Raw genomic sequence first — 15,803 nt, forward strand, 5'->3', positions numbered from 1 at the left:
CAACGCAGGAACGATCCCCCGGCCACGCGACCGGATATCGTTCCGAATTTCGGCATGAAACTCGGCATGAAACTCGTCTTGGCCTTCGACCGGACCCAACGCCAGAACCAGAGGTAGCCGTTTGGCCTTCTTCCGTCGTTTCCCGCTGCGTATGCCGGTGCGCCGGCCAGCCCTCGGGCAGCTGGCATTCGCCGCGCTCGCGCTGGTGCTGGCCAGCGCGTTCCCCGCGTCGGTCGCCCGCGCGCTGGACGCGGTGGCGATCCGCCTCGACGCGCTGGTGGTCGATCTCGCCCCGGCGATCGAGCGGCATACGAGCGAGACCGACCGCATCCAGGTCTCCACCGTGCCGGGCGCCGACGGCATCGTCCGCCGCATCGAGGTGCGCTCGGTCGCGCCGGGGCCGAATGGCAGCAAATGGGCGGTGTTCGCCCTCGCCAACAATACCGACGAGCAGGTCGACCGGCTGATCGTGGCGCCTCACTATCGCATGGTCGGATCCGGCGTGTTCTGGCCCGATCTGGGCAACCGGCGCATCCTCAACATCACCGCCAGCCAGGGCTTCCGCCCCGAGCGGCAGAACGCGCCGGACGCCGACGTCTACCTCATCACCCTCGATCCCGGCGCGACGGTGACGCTGGTGGCGGAACTCGCCGACGGCAACCTGCCGCAGCTCTATCTGTGGGAACCGGAGGCCTACAAGGACAAGGTCAACAGCTTCACGCTGTATAATGGCATCGTCATCGGCATTGCCGGCCTGCTGGCGCTGTTCCTCACCATCCTGTTCGTGGTGAAGGGCAGTGCGATGTTCCCCGCCGCGGCGCTGCTGGCCTGGGCCGTGCTGGGCTATATCGGCCTCGATTTCGGCTTCTGGTCGAAAGTGTTCGGCATCTCGCCGCTGGCGCAGCAGTTCTGGCGCGCGGCCGGCGAGGCGATCCTGGCCGCCACGCTGGTCGTGTTCCTGTTCGCCTATCTCAACCTCAACCGCTGGCACGTGCGTTATGCGCACATCACCGCCGGCTGGCTGGTCTTCCTCGCCGCGCTGGTGGGCCTCGCGCTGCTCGACCCCTCGGCGGCGGCCGGCATCGCCCGGCCCTCGCTGCTGGTGGTGTCGATCATGGGCTTCGCCGTGGTGCTGTGGCTCGCCCTGCACCGCTACGATCGCGCCGTGCTGATCATCCCGACCCTGCTGCTGCTGGTCGTATGGGTGGTCACCGCCGGCATGGCGGTGTCCGGGCGCATCGGCAACGACCTCGTCGCCCCGGCCCTGCTCGGCGGACTGGTGCTGATCGTCATGCTGATCGGCTTCACGGTGATGCAGCACGCCTTCGCCGGCACCGGCTCGGTGGCCGGCAGCACGCAGGAACTAGAGCGCCGCGCGCTCGCCGTGGCGGGCTCGGGCGATATCGTCTGGGACTGGGATGTCGACACCGATCGCATCCATGTGAGCCCGGAAGCCGAGCACATGCTCGGCCTCAAGCACGGCACGCTGGAGACCGAGGCCGCCGGCTGGCTGGACATCATCCATCCGATGGACCGCGACCGCTTCCGCGCCACGCTGGACGGTCTGCTGGACCAGCGGCGCGGGCGCATCGACCAGGATTTCCGCCTGCGCGCGCATGACGGCCATTACATGTGGTTCAACCTGCGCGCCCGGCCGGTGGTCGGCACCGATGGCGAAGTGGTGCGCTGCATCGGCACGCTGTCCGACGTCACCGACATGCGCACCGCCGAGGAGCGGATGCTGCATGACGCGGTGCACGACAACCTGACCGGCCTGCCGAACCGCGAACTGTTTCTCGACCGCCTCGCCTCCGCCAACGGCTTTGCCCGCGCCGACGAGACGCTGAAGCCGACTGTCATGCTGATCGACATCGACCGCTTCCAGCAGGTCAATGCCAGCCTCGGCATGCCGGCGGGCGATTCCATCCTGCTCACCGTCGCGCGCCGGCTGATGCGCCTGACCAAGCAGCAGGACACGCTTGCCCGCCTCGGCAGCGACCATTTCGCGCTCATCCTCATGTCCGAGCGCGATCCCGAGCGCATCACCGCTTTCGCCGACACGCTGCGCCGCACGCTGCGCGCGCCCATCACCTTCGGCGACCGCGAGATCTTCATCACCGCCTCGATCGGCCTGCTGCTCGCGGACGGACAGCGCCGGACGCCGGACGAGATGATGAAGGATTCCGAGCTGGCGATGTATTTCGCCAAGCGCGTGGGCGGCGACCGCATCGAGGTATTCCGGCCCTCGATGCGCACCCACAAGCTCGACCGGCTCACGATGGAAGCGGATCTGCGCCAGGCGCTGGAGCGCTCGGAGATCAGCATCGTCTACCAGCCGGTGGTCGATCTTTCGACGCGCGCCATTGCCGGCTTCGAGGCCATGGTGCGGTGGCAGCATCCCACGCTGGGCACGCTGGCGCCGGCCGATTTTTTCGGCATTGCCGAGGATTCCGGTCTCATCGTCGATATCGGTCTGTTCATGCTCGACGGCGCCGCGCGCCAGCTGGGCAGCTGGCAGCGCATCCTGCGTGGCGAGCCGATCTTCGTCTCGGTGAACATCTCCTCCCGGCAGATGCTGCGCCACGACCTGCTTCAGGACATCAAGGCAATCCTCGCCCGCAACGTGGTGGCCCCCGGCACGCTGAAGCTGGAGCTGGCCGAATCGCTGGCGATGGAAAACCCGGAATATTCCGCGCAGATCCTCTTGCGCATGCGCGAGCTTGGCGCCGGCCTCTCGCTGGACGATTTCGGCACGGGCTATTCCTCGCTCGCCTATCTCCAGCGCTTCCCATTCGACACGATCAAGGTCGACCGCACCTTCATGAAGGCGCTGGGGCGCAACGGCAACAAGGCCCAGCGCCCGGTCATCCTGCGCACCATCATCAACATGGCGCATGACCTCGGCATGGACATCGTCGCCGAAGGCATCGAAAGCGAGCAGGCCGCTTCCGCGCTGGCCCGCCTCGGCTGCCGCTACGGACAGGGCCACCTGTTCGGCGAGCCCATGTCGGCGGAGGATGCACGCCGGCAGCTTCAGCCCGATTCCGCCCCGGCCTCGCTGCTGGAACGCAGCCGCCTGCTCTCGCGCGGCGGCAAGCCTGCCGCCAGGCCCGCACCGGCCAAGCCGGCGGACGGCAAGGTTGCGGATGGCAAGCTTGCAGAGACCAAGGCGCCGGATGCCCGGCCCGCACCCTTGAAGCCCGCATCCTTGAGGCCGCCCGCGCCAAGGACGCCTGCGCCGAATTCTACCCTTGCGCCGAATTCTGCCCCGGCGTCGGCCGCACCCGCGACAGGCAGCGCGACGGCCAGCCTGCAACAGCTGGCGAACGTGCTTGCCGGTGCGCCGGCGACCGCCGCCCCGCCGCGCGCGGCCCCACGACCCACCGCGACCTCAGCCACCACGACCTCACCCGCCGCCACCTCACCCGCAGAGGCCGGCACCCGCGGTGTCCCCGCCCCGTCCGCAGCACCGAAGCCTGCTGCGGCCAAGCCTCCGGCGGTGACCAAGCCGGCCCAGCAGGGATAAGGCCCCGCCTCTTGCCAGGCACGCAGGCGGGCTTTTCAGAGCCGCGCTTGCGACGGAGGGCACGTCTGGAGGGCACGTCTCCAGAGCGGGTAGCGCGCGGCGTTCACGCGCAAAGCCCTGCCGGGTTGAACAGACGAACATGATCGTTCGGAAAGGGCTCGGCACGCCACCGGCCGCTGCCGGCCTCCGCCCGTGGCGTCTCGCCCGCGCGTTCCAGCCTGCGGGCGGCCCGGCCTCAGGCGTGCCCGGCCTCGGGGGAGAGCATACCGGGATCAATGCCGATCTTGCGCAGGGCGAGGTCGTATTTCACGCTCGCTTCGGCCTCGAACACCAGCGTCTGGTCCGCCGGGCAGTGCAGCCAGCCATTCTGCTGGATCTCGTTCTCCAGCTGCCCCGGCGCCCATCCGGCATAGCCGAGCGCGAGCAGCGCGCTCGCGGGGCCTCCACCGGCGGCGATGGCCCTCAGGATATCGAGCGTGGCGGTGAGGCAGATGCCATCATCGATCGGCAGCGTCGAATCCTCGATGAAGAAATCGGAGCTGTGCAGAACGAAGCCGCGCCCGGTTTCCACCGGCCCGCCCTTCAGCACTTTCACGCCCCCGGCGCGCTGCGGCAGGTGAATGCGATCTTCCTGCGGAATGACATCCAGCTGCACAAGGAGATCGGAAAACTTGATGTTGGGCGCGGGCTGGTTGACGATGATGCCCATCGCCCCCTCGGGCGAATGCGCGCACAGATAGATCACAGCACGGGCGAAGCGCTCGTCGCGCATGCCGGGCATGGCAACCAGCATCTGTCCCTCAAGATAGGCCCCGTCCGAACCGCCGCCGGACCTCTCGCGGCTTTCTCGTCCAATCCACATGAGTAAAAGCCTAATCCTCGCGGGGTCATTTGCAAGGGCCGCGTGCGGGCGAAGATTCCGGCGCGGAACGGCCCTCACATGAAAGTGCGCTGGCGAGACTTTCCGGGAGCGGCGCGAGAGGCTATCGCCAGAGCATGGTTTCGCCCGCACGCCTCGCCCTCGCCCTCACCGCCCTCATGGCCGCGCTCCCCGGCGCCGTACCCGCTCGGGCGGACAGCGCGCCGATGGTCAGCTCTGAGGACATCAGCTCCCCCTGGACGGCGCCGAGCGGTACGGCGGTGCGGCTTCTCGCCGGCCCCCGCGACGGGGAGATCGTCACCGGCGGCGTGCAGATCCGGCTCGGTGCCGGCTGGAAAACCTATTGGCGCTATCCCGGCGACAGCGGCGTTCCGCCGCATTTCGACTGGTCGGGCTCCGACAATGTGACGGGGGTGGAGATCCTCTGGCCGGCGCCGGTCCGCTTCGACGACGGCGGCAGCTTCTCGATCGGCTACAAGAAGGACGTCACCCTGCCCTTCCGGGTGACGCCGCGCGATCCCGGCAAGCCGGTCGATCTGCGCCTCACTCTCGATTTCGCGGTATGCGCGAAGATCTGCCAGCCGGCCACTGCCGAGGTGACCCTGGTGCTTCCGGCCGGCGGCGCGCCGACCACCCCGCCCGCGCTCGCCGCCGCGCTTTCCACCGTGCCGCAGCTGGCAACCTTCGGTGCCGGCGGCGCCACCGCGCTGGAGACGGCCGACCTCGGCCCCGCCCCCGCCGGCGAGCACGGACAGACCATCCGCGTCGTGGCACGCGTGGCCAATCCCGATACCGCCGACCTCTTCGTCGAGGGGCCGAGCGAGGACTGGGCCTTGCCGCTGCCCGCCCGCGAGCCCGGCCCGGACGGACAAACCGTGTTCCACCTGCCGGTCGAAGGCGTGCCAAAGGGGGCTGACATCGCGGCCACGCGGCTGCGCTTCACGCTGGTCGACGGCACACGCGCCGTCGAGGTGGACGCCCCCCTTTCCGCACGCTGAAAACGCTTCCCGATCAATGGGAAACGGTTATTCTACCGGCCGACCGGGCCGACGGGTCGCGCGCGACACAGGCGCGGCGCCGGCTGGCGGCCCGGCGACCGCCCGCATATCCAGCGCTTGAAAGGAAACACCCAATGACGATCAAGGTCGGCGACCAGCTGCCGAGCGTCACCTTCCGCGTCGCCACCGAGGACGGCCCGGTTCCGAAATCCACCGACGAGATCTTCAAGAACAAGAAGGTCGTCCTGTTCGCCGTTCCCGGCGCCTTCACACCCACCTGCCACAAGAATCACCTGCCGAGCTTCATCGCCCGCGCCGACGATTTCTTCGCCAAGGGCATCGATGCCATCGCGGTGACGGCGGTCAACGACCCCTTCGTGCTCGCCGCGTGGGAAAAGGCCTCCAATGCCGGCGGCAAGATCATCTTCCTGTCGGACGGCAATGGCGAGTTCGCCAAGGCGATCGGCCTTGATTTCGACGCGTCGGCCGCCGGCCTCGGCGTGCGCTCCAAGCGCTATTCCGCGGTGGTGGACGATGGCGAGGTGCTGATCCTCAATGTCGAGGACGTGCCGAGCAAGGCCGACAAGACCAATGCCGACGTGCTGCTGACGCAGTTCTGAGACGTGCCGGCCGTCCTCGCCGCAGGGAGTGGACGGCCGCCGCAATCGCCCGCCTACAGCCGGCTCCACGAAGGTTGGCCGTCGGGTCGCGCCAAATCGCACCCGTCCGAAATCGCGCCCGTCCGAAAACGCGGAGAACACGCGCCCTGAGGCGCGCGGGGCCGCCTCCGCGCTCAGGCGATGATGTCAGGGCACATCTGGTCTTCGATATAGCCGATGCGATCCTTGATCAGCAGCTTGCGCTTCTTGAAGCGCGCCAGCTGCAGCTGGTCGCTGCCCGGCATCTCCTGCAACGCGGCGATCGCCACGTCGAGATCGCGATGCTCCTGCCGCAGGCGCTCGAGGAGAGCCCTCTGCTCCCGTTCCTCATCCGCCGCCGTCATCTGTTCTGCCAAACACCTGATCCGCAAACTCAGTCGCCCCTCCAGCCGGGGCGTGGCGGACAGTATCACCGGCCACGGGCCCGGTCGCAACAGCTTCCGCAACCACTGGAGCATGCCACGAGCCACCTCGCCATGGACCGGCGCGCCGTCCTGCGTGCTGCAGCGCAGCGCATCGTGTCGTCGACAGCGCGAAGCTCTCGTGACAGACTGATGACGTCCGCATCTGACGACAGGAGATAATGTCCATGTCCATGCAGGCGCATGTCACGGAACTTGAGCGGCGCCATCAGGCACTCGAGCGCGAACTGAAGGAAGAGATAAACCGCCCGGCGTCGAATGACGCCCGTGTCGCCGATCTGAAACGGCGGAAACTTCTGCTGAAGGACGAAATCACGCGGCTCAGGGGAGCAACCCTCCACTAACCAGCCCCGGCGCAACATTTCCATGCATTAGCATAAACCCGGACGGCTCCAGCGGCTTGAGGCATTCTGCCCGGCGGCGGACACATCGGGCAGACAGAGCGCCTTTCCGCTGAGCGCCATCCGCGAAGACATCCGCCGCCGGCTCCTCAGGGCCGGCGGTTCGCGTTGAAGGACCGCGCGCGCCCACGGCGCCGCACGCCTGTCCGCCTGCCCGCCTGCCACCCCGATGGTACGGCAGGCCCCTCCGCACGCGATGACCCCGGGGCACGACCAAGGTCGTAAGCATTTGAGCGTTCTTGAATTGCCGGTCATGAGCCGTGAAATTCAGTTCAAGCAAGAAAATGTCGCTCCAGGAGAACGCCCATGTCGATACCCAACTCGATGCCCATCTCGATGCCTGCCCCGCAGGAGAGCCGCTACCCCGCCGCCTACGCGCAGTCGATCGAACATCCGGACATTTTCTGGGGCGAGGCGGCGCGTGCCATCGACTGGTATGTCGAGCCCCGGACCATTTTCGACCCCGCCGCCGGGGTCTATGGCCGCTGGTTTGTCGATGGCGTCACCAATGTCTGCCACAACGCGGTGGACCGCCACGTCGCGGCAGGTCACGGCGCGGTGGCGGCGATCCACTATGACAGCCCCGTCACCGGTGCCAAGCGCACCATCACCTATGCCGAACTGCTCACGGAAGTGAACACGCTGGCCGGCGTGCTGCGCGATCTCGGCGTCGAGAAGGGCGATCGCGTCGTCATCTACATGCCGATGATTCCCGAGGCGGTGTTCGCGATGCTGGCCTGCGCCCGTATCGGCGCGGTGCATTCGGTGGTGTTCGGCGGCTTTGCCGCGGCGGAACTTGCCAGCCGCATCGAGGACGCCCAGCCAAAGCTCGTGCTCTCGGCGTCCTGCGGCATCGAGCCCAGCCGCATCGTCGCCTACAAGCCGCTGCTCGACCTCGCGCTGACCATGGCCACGCACAAACCCGAGGCTTGCCTCGTATTCCAGCGCCCGCAGACGCAGGCCCAGCTCCTGCCCGGGCGCGACCATGACTGGGCAAGCCTGCGCGCCAGCGCGATGGCTGAGGGGCGCGGCGCCGAGCCGGTTCCGCTCGCCGCCACCGATCCGCTCTACATTCTCTATACCTCGGGCACGACCGGCAAGCCGAAGGGCGTCGTGCGCGACACCGGCGGCTACATGGTGGCGTTGCGCTGGTCGATGTCGGGGCTTTACGGCGTCGAGCCGGGGGAGGTCTTCTGGTCCGCCTCGGATATTGGCTGGGTGGTCGGCCATTCCTACATCATCTATGCCCCGCTGCTGGCCGGCTGCACCACGGTGCTGTTCGAGGGCAAGCCAGTGGGCACGCCCGATGCCGGCGTGTTCTGGCGCGTCATCGAGGAATACAGGGTGAGCGCGCTGTTCACCGCCCCGACCGCGCTGCGTGCCATCAAGAAGGAAGACCCCGAGGGGCTGCTGATGCGGCGCTACGATCGCTCGTCGCTGCGCAACCTGTTCCTCGCCGGCGAGCGCGCCGACCCCGACACGGTGGAATGGGCGCAGGCCAAGCTCGCCGTGCCCGTGGTCGATCACTGGTGGCAGACCGAAACCGGCTGGGCCATTGCCGGCAATCCGGTGGGCTTGGGCGCGCTGCCGATCAAGATCGGCTCCACCGGCGTGCCGATGCCGGGCTACCAGATCGACATCCTCGACGAGGGCGGCCACCCCCTCGGTGCCAACCGGATGGGCTCGATCGCCATCAAGCTACCGCTGCCGCCGGGCTGCCTGCCCACGCTGTGGCGGCAGGATTTCCGCTTCACCGAAGGCTATCTCGCCGAGTTTCCCGGCTACTACAAGACCGCCGATGCCGGCTTCTGCGACGAGGACGGCCAGCTCTTCATCATGGGCCGCACAGACGACATCATCAACGTGGCCGGCCATCGCCTCTCCACCGGCGGCATGGAGGAAGTGCTGGCCGCCCATCCCGCCGTCGCGGAATGCGCGGTCATCGGCATCCATGATGAGCTCAAGGGCGAAGTGCCGTGCGGCTTTCTCGTGCTGAAGTCCGGCGTCGACCGCTCGCCGGCGCTGATCGAGGCGGAGATCGTCGCGCTGGTGCGCGAGCGCATCGGTCCGGTCGCCGCCTTCCGCATCGCCATCACGGTGAACCGCCTGCCGAAGACGCGCTCGGGCAAGATCCTGCGCGGCACCATGAAGAAGATCGCCGATGCGCAGGCGTGGAACATGCCCGCCACGATCGACGACCCGACCTCGCTGGAGGAGATTGCCGACGCGCTGCACGCGCGCGGCCTCACCAAGGTCTCCGCCGCCTGAGTGAGCTCCAGTGCCTCATGAAAAAGGGGGCCGCGAGGCCCCCTTTGCATGCCGGCCGGCGGAGAAGGATCACTCCTCCTCGGTAGCCGTCTTGCGCGAGCCGCCAAGCTTGGCAAACACGGTCTCGAGGTCGATGGGCTCCTCGCGCGGCTTGCGCTGGGGCACGAAAGGCTCCTCCATGGCGCCGGGACCGGTGGTGACGTCGGCGGGGAGCAGCGTCGAGCCCTCCGCGGTGACCATTGTCGCCGGGCGGTCCTTCGAGGAGCGCTGCACCTCGATGTCGAGATCGATCTGCGAGCACAGGCCGAGCGTCACCGGGTCCATCGGCGTCAGGTTCTGCGCATTCCAGTGGGTGCGCTCCTTGATCGATTCGATGGTGTGCTTGGTGGTGCCGACAAGCCGCATGATCTGGCTATCCTTCAGCTCCGGATGGCTGCGCAGCAGCCAGAGGATGGCGTTCGGCCGATCCTGCCGCTTCGACACCGGCGTGTAGCGCGGCCCGCGCCGGCGCTTGGGCTCGGGCAGGCGCACCTTCGATTCCAGAAGCCGGAGGTGATAGGCGGCATTCTTCTCGCCCCGCTCGATCTCGTCGCGCGAGAGCTGGCCGGTGGTGACCGGGTCGCTGCCCTTGATGCCCTGCGCCACTTCGCCGTCGGCGATGCCCTTCACTTCGAGCACGTGGAGCTTACAGAAATCGGCGATCTGGTCGAAGGTCAGCGCGGTGTTCTCCACCAGCCATACGGCGGTGGCCTTCGGCATGAGCGGTGCGTTGGCCATGGGGCGCGTCTCCATCCAATGTGCTTCATACGGCCGCGCAAACTCTCTCACGCGCTCCGCCGCCTTGTCGGGGCGAAGCCTCGGACCGTCTCGCGATGACCGGGATAACCCGAATATAGGCCCGTGCGCGCCGTCCTGCAAATCCAAAGAAATACGCCCCCGTCGCCGCGTCCGATGCGCCCGTCCGGGCCGCGCGCTTGACAGGGCGGGGATCGCCAACCATGACGGTGAGAGGCCGCTGCGGCGGGCCGCGGAGGAACCGAACCGCCATGAACCGCTCGATGACGGATCCCCGATGACGAATCCTTCGATGACGGATCAGGCCGGCGACAAACCCGCCCTGCGCGTGATGCTCTGCGCCCCGCGCGGCTTCTGCGCCGGCGTGGTGCGGGCCATCGATGCGGTCGAGCGGGCGCTGGCGATCCACGGCGCGCCGGTCTATGTCCGCCACGAGATCGTGCACAATAAATATGTCGTCGAGGGCCTGAAGGCGAAGGGCGCGATCTTCGTCGAGGAACTCGACGAGGTGCCCGCCGGCACCCGCGCGCCGGTGATCTTCTCCGCCCATGGCGTTGCCAAGTCGGTGCCCGAGGACGCGGCCGCGCGCCATTTCTACGCTATCGACGCCACCTGCCCGCTCGTCACCAAGGTGCATCGCGAGGCGACGGTGCATCACAAGCGCGGGCGTGAAGTGGTGCTGATCGGCCATGCCGGCCATCCCGAGGTGATCGGCACCATGGGCCAGCTGCCGGCGGGCGCCGTCTCGCTGGTGGAAACCGCCGAGCAGGCCCGCCTGTTCGTGCCGCGTGACCCGGACAATCTCGCCTTCACGACCCAGACCACCCTGTCGATCGACGACACAGCCGGCATCGTGGCGATCCTGCGCGAGCGCTTTCCCAACATGGTGGCGCCGCACAAGGAAGACATCTGCTACGCCACCACCAACCGGCAGGAAGCGGTCAAGCGCGTGGCGCCGGAGGTCGATGCGCTGATCGTGGTGGGCGCGCCCAACTCATCGAACTCGCAGCGCCTGCGCGAGGCGGCCGAGCGCGCCGGCTGCCGGGTCGCGGTGCTGGTGCAGCGGGCGAGCGAAATCGACTGGAGCCTGTTCGGCGGCATTTCCTCGCTCGCCGTCACGGCCGGCGCCTCCGCGCCTGAGATCCTCGTCGAGGAAGTCATCGATGCCTTTGCCGAGCGCTTCGCGGTGAAGGTGGAGACCGTGCACACCGCGCACGAAGACGTGTTCTTTCCCCTGCCCCGGCAGCTGCGCGCCGACGCGGCGGAATAGTCCCCGCGGATCGCCCCGCGCCACACCAGCGAGTTGCCCAACCATCCCATGGCCGTCTACACCGACGTCACCCCGGAAGAGCTCGAGGCTTTTCTCTCCACCTATGAGCTTGGCCGCCTGCGCGCCTTCAAGGGCATTGCCGAGGGCGTGGAGAATTCCAACTACCTGCTGCAGACCGAGGCCGGCAGCTTCATCCTCACCCTCTACGAGAAGCGGGTGAACCCGGCCGACCTGCCCTTCTTCATCGGCCTGATGGAGCACCTGGCGACGCGCGGCATCGATTGCCCGCAACCGGTGCGCAACCGCGAGGGCGTGGCGCTGGGCACGCTCGCCGGGCGCCCGGCGCTGATCGCCACCTTCCTCATCGGCACCTCGGTGCGCCGGCCGAGCGCCGCCCATTGCGCCGCGCTCGGCGCTGCGCTGGCCGGGCTGCACAAGGCGGGAGCCGACTTCACCACGCAGGCCCGCGTCAACGCGCTCTCGGTGGCCGGCTGGCGGCCGCTGTTCGAACAGGCGGGCGCGCGCGCCGACACCGTCGCCCCGGGCCTTGCCGCGCTCATCGCCGATGAACTCGCCGTGCTGGAGCCGAACTGGCCGAAGGGGCTTCCCACCGGCGTCATTCATGCCGACCTGTTCCCCGACAACGTGTTCTTCACCGATGGCACGCTCTCGGGGCTGATCGACTTCTATTTCGCCTGCAACGACCTCCTCGCCTATGACGTCGCCATCTGCCTGAATGCCTGGTGCTTCGAGCCGGACGGCGCCTACAACCTCACCAAGGGGCGGGCGCTGCTCGCCGGCTATCAGGCCGAGCGGCCGCTGGACGAGGCCGAGATCGCCGCGCTGCCGCTGCTGGCGCGCGGGGCGTCGCTGCGCTTCCTGCTCACCCGCCTGGTCGACTGGCTGAACGTGCCGTCCGGCGCGCTGGTGCGCCCGCACGACCCGCTGGAATATCTGCGCAAGCTGCGCTTCCACCGCGCGGCACAGAGCCCGCGCGACTACGGAGTGGGCTGATGAAAAGCGCACCGGGAACGGCCCGCGTGTTCTCCGACGATGCATCGAAGCAGGAGCCCAAGGACGAGCCCAAGGAGGCGCCCAAGGGCATCGTGGCGATCTGGACCGACGGCGCCTGTTCGGGCAATCCCGGTCCCGGCGGCTGGGGCGCGATCCTGCGCTATGCCGGCACGGCGAAGGAACTGTGCGGGGGCGAATCGCCCACCACCAATAACCGCATGGAGCTGATGGCGGCGATCTCCGCGCTGGAGGCGCTGAAGCGCCCTTGCACGGTCGATCTGCACACCGACAGCGAATATATGCGCAACGGCATCACCAAGTGGATCGCCGGCTGGAAGCGCAATGGCTGGCGCACCGCCGACAAGAAGCCGGTCAAGAATGTCGACCTGTGGGAAAAGCTGGAAGCGGCCATCGCGCGCCACGAGATCCGCTGGCACTGGGTGAAGGGCCATGCGGGTGACGAGATGAACGAGCGCGCCGATGAGCTCGCCCGCGCCGGCATGGCGCCCTACAAGCGCTGAAACCACCGTCCGGGGCCGGCATGGATCGGCCTCGATCGGGGAAAAACCCGCACTGCAATTGACAAAGGCCCCTGCCCTCCGCTATCAGCCGGCCTCTAATTTGACGCTCGCGGATCGGGGCGCGGCCATCGAGCCGCCGTCTCGTGCGCAAGCACCACCGATCCGAAGGTTACGTGTCATGAAGATCCGCAATTCGCTCAAGTCGCTGCTCGGCCGTCACCGCGACAACCGTCTGGTGCGCCGCAAGGGTCGCGTCTACATCATCAACAAGACCCAGAAGCGCTTCAAGGCGCGTCAGGGCTGATCCGCCGCAGGGCGGGTTCTCTTTCACTCTACCGGTCGCGATCACGTTTTCGCGGCCCGTGGAGCGCGCGATTGACGAGGGCGCCATTGCTCCTAGACTAGGAGCCATGCGCGCCCTTTTTGCTGTTCTTCTCCTCGCCGCGACGCCCGCCCTCGCCCTGACGCCGCCGAGCGATTCGACGGCGCCGGCGCCGCGCGCGCCGCTTCAGGTCGAGATCCCCAAGCTGAAGACGGACGCCGACCGGGCGCTCGAGAAATCCCCCGACGCCGCCGGCAAGGATGGCGCCCGCCCGCTGGACACCGGCCGCGCCGAGCCCGACCATGGCAAGCGGCTGGATGCTCTGTTCGCCGCGCTCAAGGTGGCGCCGACCAAGGAAGCGGCCAAGAGCATCGCCGACCGTATCGACATCGCTCTCACCCCCTCGGGCAGCGATACGGCGGATCTCTTGATGGCCCGCGCCACACAGGCGCTGCAGACCAAGGATTTCGATCTCACCATCCAGCTGCTCGACAGCGTGCTGCGCGTCGCCCCCGACCATCTCGACGCCTGGAACAAGCGCGCCACGGTCTTCTACCTGAAGGAAGATTTCGCCGACGCGCTGATCGATCTTCGTCAGGTCGTGGCCCGCGAGCCGCGCCATTATGGCGCCTGGGCCGGCATCGCCATCATCTGCAAGGAGATCGGCGACGACAAGCACGCGCTGGAGGCGGCACGACAGGCGCTCGCCATCTATCCCCATCTCGAATCGGTCGAGGACATGGAGAAGACGCTGTCGCTCAGCGTCGAGGGCCGGCCGATCTGATTCCGGCCCCGCGGCCGATCACACCCGGTCGTAATCGACGTAACTGAACGGATATTCGTCCTTCTCGCCCTGAAAGGGGCCTTCGCGGCTTGCCTCGCGCCACTCGCCCGCATCGAAGCGCGGGAAATGCACATCGCCTTCCGGGCTGGCATGCACCTGCGTCAGGCGCAGCCGCCGCGCGTGCGGGAAGGCGAGCGCATAGATCTGCGCGCCGCCGATCACCGCCATCTCGTCGACGCCCAGTTCCCGCGCTACCCGCGCGCCGGCCTCCAGCGCGGCGTCCAGAGAGCCTTCCACCCTCACGCCCGCCGGCGGCAGAAAACCCGCGTCGCGGCTGATGACGATGCTGGTGCGGCCCGGCAGCGGCTTGCCGATGGATTCGAAGGTGCGCCGCCCCATCAGGATCGGCTTGCCCCAGGTGATGGCGCGAAAGCGCTTCAGGTCGCTGGAAATGTGCCACGGCAGGTCGTCGCCGCGTCCGATCACGCCGTTTTCCGCCACCGCCGCGACCAGCGTCAGCACGCTCACGCCGTACGCCCTCCGAGCAAGGCGAGAGCGGCATCCGCGGCGGCGAGGCCGGTGAGATAGGCGCCGTGCGCGGTCGAATAGGCATGCGGCGACACCGCCTCGCCGGCGAAGCGCACGCGCTCGCCCAGCGATTGCGACAGGCGGGCGCGCACATGCGCGAAGCCCGGCAGCGCGCAGCTATAGGCGCCGCCAATGAACGGATCCGCCACCCAGGACGTCGTGGCGACGCCGGTGACATGGCGGGCAATGTCCGCGCCGAACGCATCCTGGAGCGCGGCGAGGCCGAAATCCTCCATCGCCCGGGGACCCGCCTCCACCAGCCGCGCCGCATTGTCGCCGCCGAGCTGGCCGATCGCCATCGGCGCGCCGAACGGGTTGAGCACGAAGTTGATCGGCCGGCGCGTGGGATCGCGCAGGTCGATCGTGTCGACATAGCTGGTTGCCGCGACACCGAACACGTCGCGGTCGAAATGGAACGCCACCTTTTCCGCCGCACCCAGCGGCAGCGCCGCGAAGGCCTCGGCCAGGTCGGCCGGCAGCAGCGGCGCGAAGGCCAGCCCGCCCCGCGCGATGACGCTGGTGGGCACCGCGACGATGACCTGGCCCGCGGTCAGCCGGCCAAGCGGCGTCTCCAGCGCGACGTCCCGGCCCGACCAGTCGATGCGCGTCACCGGGCAGCCGGTGGTGACGGCGAGCGTCGGCGTCAGGCGCTGGATCACCGACTGCACCAGCGCGCCATAGCCCTTCTCCACCGGGTAATTCTCGCCCGTGTCGGAATAGGCGACATAGTCGAGCGTCGAGAGCCGCTCCGGCTCGGTCGCCGACATCAGGTTGATCCAGTGGCGCGCCAGCCGCGTCCACGGCTCCGGCGCCTCCAGAACGTCGCTGGCGGCGATGTCGCGCCCCGCCTCACCCGCCCGCTTGATGGCGGAGAAGGCGCTGTCGATCACCCGCCAGGCGGCATCGCGCTCGCTCTCATCCGCCCAGCGCGTGCCCAGATGGGTGGCGCGTGCCTGCCGCGAGCCGCGCGACAGATAGGCAAGGCCCAGATCATCGGCCGCCGCGCGCAGCGGATTGACCGAGGCCGAATGCAGCCAGTGGCAGCCGCGATCCCATGCCACGCCGAACGTCTCGGTGTCGGTGAAGGCTCGTCCACCGATGCGGGTTGCCGCTTCCAGCACCCGCACATCGACCCCGGCGCGATGGAGCCGCGCACCCGCAGCAAGGCCGGCGGCGCCAGCGCCGACGACGATCACGTCATGATGGTGGCTCACGGGGCACTCTTTCTTCGGGCGTGGTCCCGCCTGGCGCGAATGCCCGCCGCTGCGTTCCAGCGACAGGCAATGGCGGGGGCGATGGCTCCGGCGACGCGGCGCGCGGTGCCTTATTTCTTGCGGAAGGCATCGAGGCGCACA

General features: G+C 68.3%; 15 protein-coding genes. 10 read left to right on the forward strand and 5 right to left on the reverse strand.

Annotated elements, in window-relative coordinates; genetic code table 11:
* Window positions 1-151: 151 nt before the first annotated feature.
* Complete coding sequence (locus FHS55_RS15070; RefSeq protein WP_246340186.1) at window positions 152-3,526, forward strand: putative bifunctional diguanylate cyclase/phosphodiesterase; 3,375 nt, start codon at window positions 152-154, stop codon at window positions 3,524-3,526.
* A 235-nt stretch (window positions 3,527-3,761) separates the two neighbouring features.
* Here the strand turns inward: FHS55_RS15070 and FHS55_RS15075 are convergent, their stop codons facing one another.
* Window positions 3,762-4,388, reverse strand: coding sequence for a YqgE/AlgH family protein (locus FHS55_RS15075; RefSeq protein WP_183190589.1), 627 nt, complete (start codon window positions 4,386-4,388; stop codon window positions 3,762-3,764).
* Between the two features lie 134 nt (window positions 4,389-4,522).
* Here FHS55_RS15075 and FHS55_RS15080 point away from each other — a divergent pair, with 134 nt between their 5' ends.
* Both FHS55_RS15080 and FHS55_RS15085 read left to right on the forward strand, forming a co-directional pair.
* Complete coding sequence (locus tag FHS55_RS15080) at window positions 4,523-5,404, forward strand: protein-disulfide reductase DsbD domain-containing protein (RefSeq protein WP_246340165.1); 882 nt, start codon at window positions 4,523-4,525, stop codon at window positions 5,402-5,404.
* Between the two features lie 134 nt (window positions 5,405-5,538).
* Window positions 5,539-6,024, forward strand: a complete 486-nt coding sequence (locus FHS55_RS15085) for a peroxiredoxin (RefSeq protein WP_183190590.1) — start codon at window positions 5,539-5,541, stop codon at window positions 6,022-6,024.
* Window positions 6,025-6,197: 173 nt separating this feature from the next.
* Here the strand turns inward: FHS55_RS15085 and FHS55_RS15090 are convergent, their stop codons facing one another.
* Window positions 6,198-6,407 carry a YdcH family protein gene (locus FHS55_RS15090; RefSeq protein WP_183190677.1) on the reverse strand — a complete coding sequence of 70 codons (210 nt, stop codon included), beginning with the start codon at window positions 6,405-6,407 and terminating at the stop codon, window positions 6,198-6,200.
* A gap of 245 nt (window positions 6,408-6,652) precedes the next feature.
* Here FHS55_RS15090 and FHS55_RS15095 point away from each other — a divergent pair, with 245 nt between their 5' ends.
* Both FHS55_RS15095 and FHS55_RS15100 read left to right on the forward strand, forming a co-directional pair.
* Window positions 6,653-6,829 carry a YdcH family protein gene (locus FHS55_RS15095; protein ID WP_183190591.1) on the forward strand — a complete coding sequence of 59 codons (177 nt, stop codon included), beginning with the start codon at window positions 6,653-6,655 and terminating at the stop codon, window positions 6,827-6,829.
* Between the two features lie 393 nt (window positions 6,830-7,222).
* Window positions 7,223-9,154: a propionyl-CoA synthetase gene (locus FHS55_RS15100; protein ID WP_183190678.1), complete on the forward strand. Its 1,932-nt coding sequence runs from the start codon at window positions 7,223-7,225 to the stop codon at window positions 9,152-9,154.
* Window positions 9,155-9,223: 69 nt separating this feature from the next.
* Here FHS55_RS15100 and FHS55_RS15105 read toward each other — a convergent pair whose 3' ends face one another.
* A complete protein-coding gene (locus tag FHS55_RS15105) occupies window positions 9,224-9,931 on the reverse strand; it encodes a DUF1013 domain-containing protein (protein WP_183190592.1) in 708 nt (235 codons plus the stop codon).
* A 310-nt stretch (window positions 9,932-10,241) separates the two neighbouring features.
* Between FHS55_RS15105 and ispH the strand changes: the two genes are divergently transcribed.
* The 5 genes from ispH to FHS55_RS15130 all read left to right on the forward strand — a co-directional run bounded on the left by ispH (window position 10,242) and on the right by FHS55_RS15130 (window position 13,860).
* The gene (gene ispH / locus FHS55_RS15110; protein WP_183190679.1) at window positions 10,242-11,219 is read left to right on the forward strand and encodes a 4-hydroxy-3-methylbut-2-enyl diphosphate reductase; all 978 of its coding nucleotides are present in this window, start codon (window positions 10,242-10,244) and stop codon (window positions 11,217-11,219) included.
* A gap of 48 nt (window positions 11,220-11,267) precedes the next feature.
* Window positions 11,268-12,233, forward strand: a complete 966-nt coding sequence (locus FHS55_RS15115; RefSeq protein WP_183190593.1) for a homoserine kinase — start codon at window positions 11,268-11,270, stop codon at window positions 12,231-12,233.
* The gene (gene rnhA, locus FHS55_RS15120; RefSeq protein WP_183190594.1) at window positions 12,233-12,754 is read left to right on the forward strand and encodes a ribonuclease HI; all 522 of its coding nucleotides are present in this window, start codon (window positions 12,233-12,235) and stop codon (window positions 12,752-12,754) included. Before FHS55_RS15115 ends, rnhA begins: the two co-directional genes overlap by 1 nt.
* A 178-nt stretch (window positions 12,755-12,932) precedes the next feature.
* Entirely contained in the window at window positions 12,933-13,058 is a 126-nt protein-coding gene (gene ykgO / locus FHS55_RS15125; protein ID WP_013167868.1) for a type B 50S ribosomal protein L36, read from the forward strand.
* 106 nt (window positions 13,059-13,164) lie between these two features.
* Complete coding sequence (locus FHS55_RS15130) at window positions 13,165-13,860, forward strand: tetratricopeptide repeat protein (protein WP_183190595.1); 696 nt, start codon at window positions 13,165-13,167, stop codon at window positions 13,858-13,860.
* An 18-nt stretch (window positions 13,861-13,878) separates the two neighbouring features.
* Here the strand turns inward: FHS55_RS15130 and FHS55_RS15135 are convergent, their stop codons facing one another.
* On the reverse strand, window positions 13,879-14,388 hold the full coding sequence (locus FHS55_RS15135; protein WP_183190596.1) for a dihydrofolate reductase: 510 nt from the start codon (window positions 14,386-14,388) through the stop codon (window positions 13,879-13,881).
* Window positions 14,385-15,662, reverse strand: coding sequence for an FAD-dependent oxidoreductase (locus tag FHS55_RS15140; RefSeq protein ID WP_183190597.1), 1,278 nt, complete (start codon window positions 15,660-15,662; stop codon window positions 14,385-14,387). Before FHS55_RS15140 ends, FHS55_RS15135 begins: the two co-directional genes overlap by 4 nt.
* Between the last annotated feature and the right edge of the window lie 141 nt (window positions 15,663-15,803).

Source organism: Ancylobacter tetraedralis, assembly GCF_014195655.1.
GTDB classification, from domain to species: domain Bacteria; phylum Pseudomonadota; class Alphaproteobacteria; order Rhizobiales; family Xanthobacteraceae; genus Ancylobacter; species Ancylobacter tetraedralis.

Excerpts from the sequence above, each read along its gene's own strand:
- FHS55_RS15100 (WP_183190678.1), top strand. The coding sequence starts at position 7,223 with ATGCCTGCCCCGCAGGAGAGCCGCTACCCCGCCGCCTACGCGCAGTCG.
- FHS55_RS15085 (WP_183190590.1), top strand. The coding sequence starts at position 5,539 with ATGACGATCAAGGTCGGCGACCAGCTGCCGAGCGTCACCTTCCGCGTC.
- FHS55_RS15080 (WP_246340165.1), top strand. The coding sequence starts at position 4,523 with ATGGTTTCGCCCGCACGCCTCGCCCTCGCCCTCACCGCCCTCATGGCC.
- FHS55_RS15105 (WP_183190592.1), bottom strand. The coding sequence starts at position 9,931 with ATGGCCAACGCACCGCTCATGCCGAAGGCCACCGCCGTATGGCTGGTG.
- FHS55_RS15070 (WP_246340186.1), top strand. The coding sequence starts at position 152 with ATGCCGGTGCGCCGGCCAGCCCTCGGGCAGCTGGCATTCGCCGCGCTC.
- FHS55_RS15130 (WP_183190595.1), top strand. The coding sequence starts at position 13,165 with ATGCGCGCCCTTTTTGCTGTTCTTCTCCTCGCCGCGACGCCCGCCCTC.
- ykgO (WP_013167868.1), top strand. The coding sequence starts at position 12,933 with ATGAAGATCCGCAATTCGCTCAAGTCGCTGCTCGGCCGTCACCGCGAC.
- ispH (WP_183190679.1), top strand. The coding sequence starts at position 10,242 with ATGACGGATCAGGCCGGCGACAAACCCGCCCTGCGCGTGATGCTCTGC.
- FHS55_RS15095 (WP_183190591.1), top strand. The coding sequence starts at position 6,653 with ATGTCCATGCAGGCGCATGTCACGGAACTTGAGCGGCGCCATCAGGCA.
- FHS55_RS15115 (WP_183190593.1), top strand. The coding sequence starts at position 11,268 with ATGGCCGTCTACACCGACGTCACCCCGGAAGAGCTCGAGGCTTTTCTC.
- FHS55_RS15090 (WP_183190677.1), bottom strand. The coding sequence starts at position 6,407 with ATGACGGCGGCGGATGAGGAACGGGAGCAGAGGGCTCTCCTCGAGCGC.
- rnhA (WP_183190594.1), top strand. The coding sequence starts at position 12,233 with ATGAAAAGCGCACCGGGAACGGCCCGCGTGTTCTCCGACGATGCATCG.
- FHS55_RS15075 (WP_183190589.1), bottom strand. The coding sequence starts at position 4,388 with ATGTGGATTGGACGAGAAAGCCGCGAGAGGTCCGGCGGCGGTTCGGAC.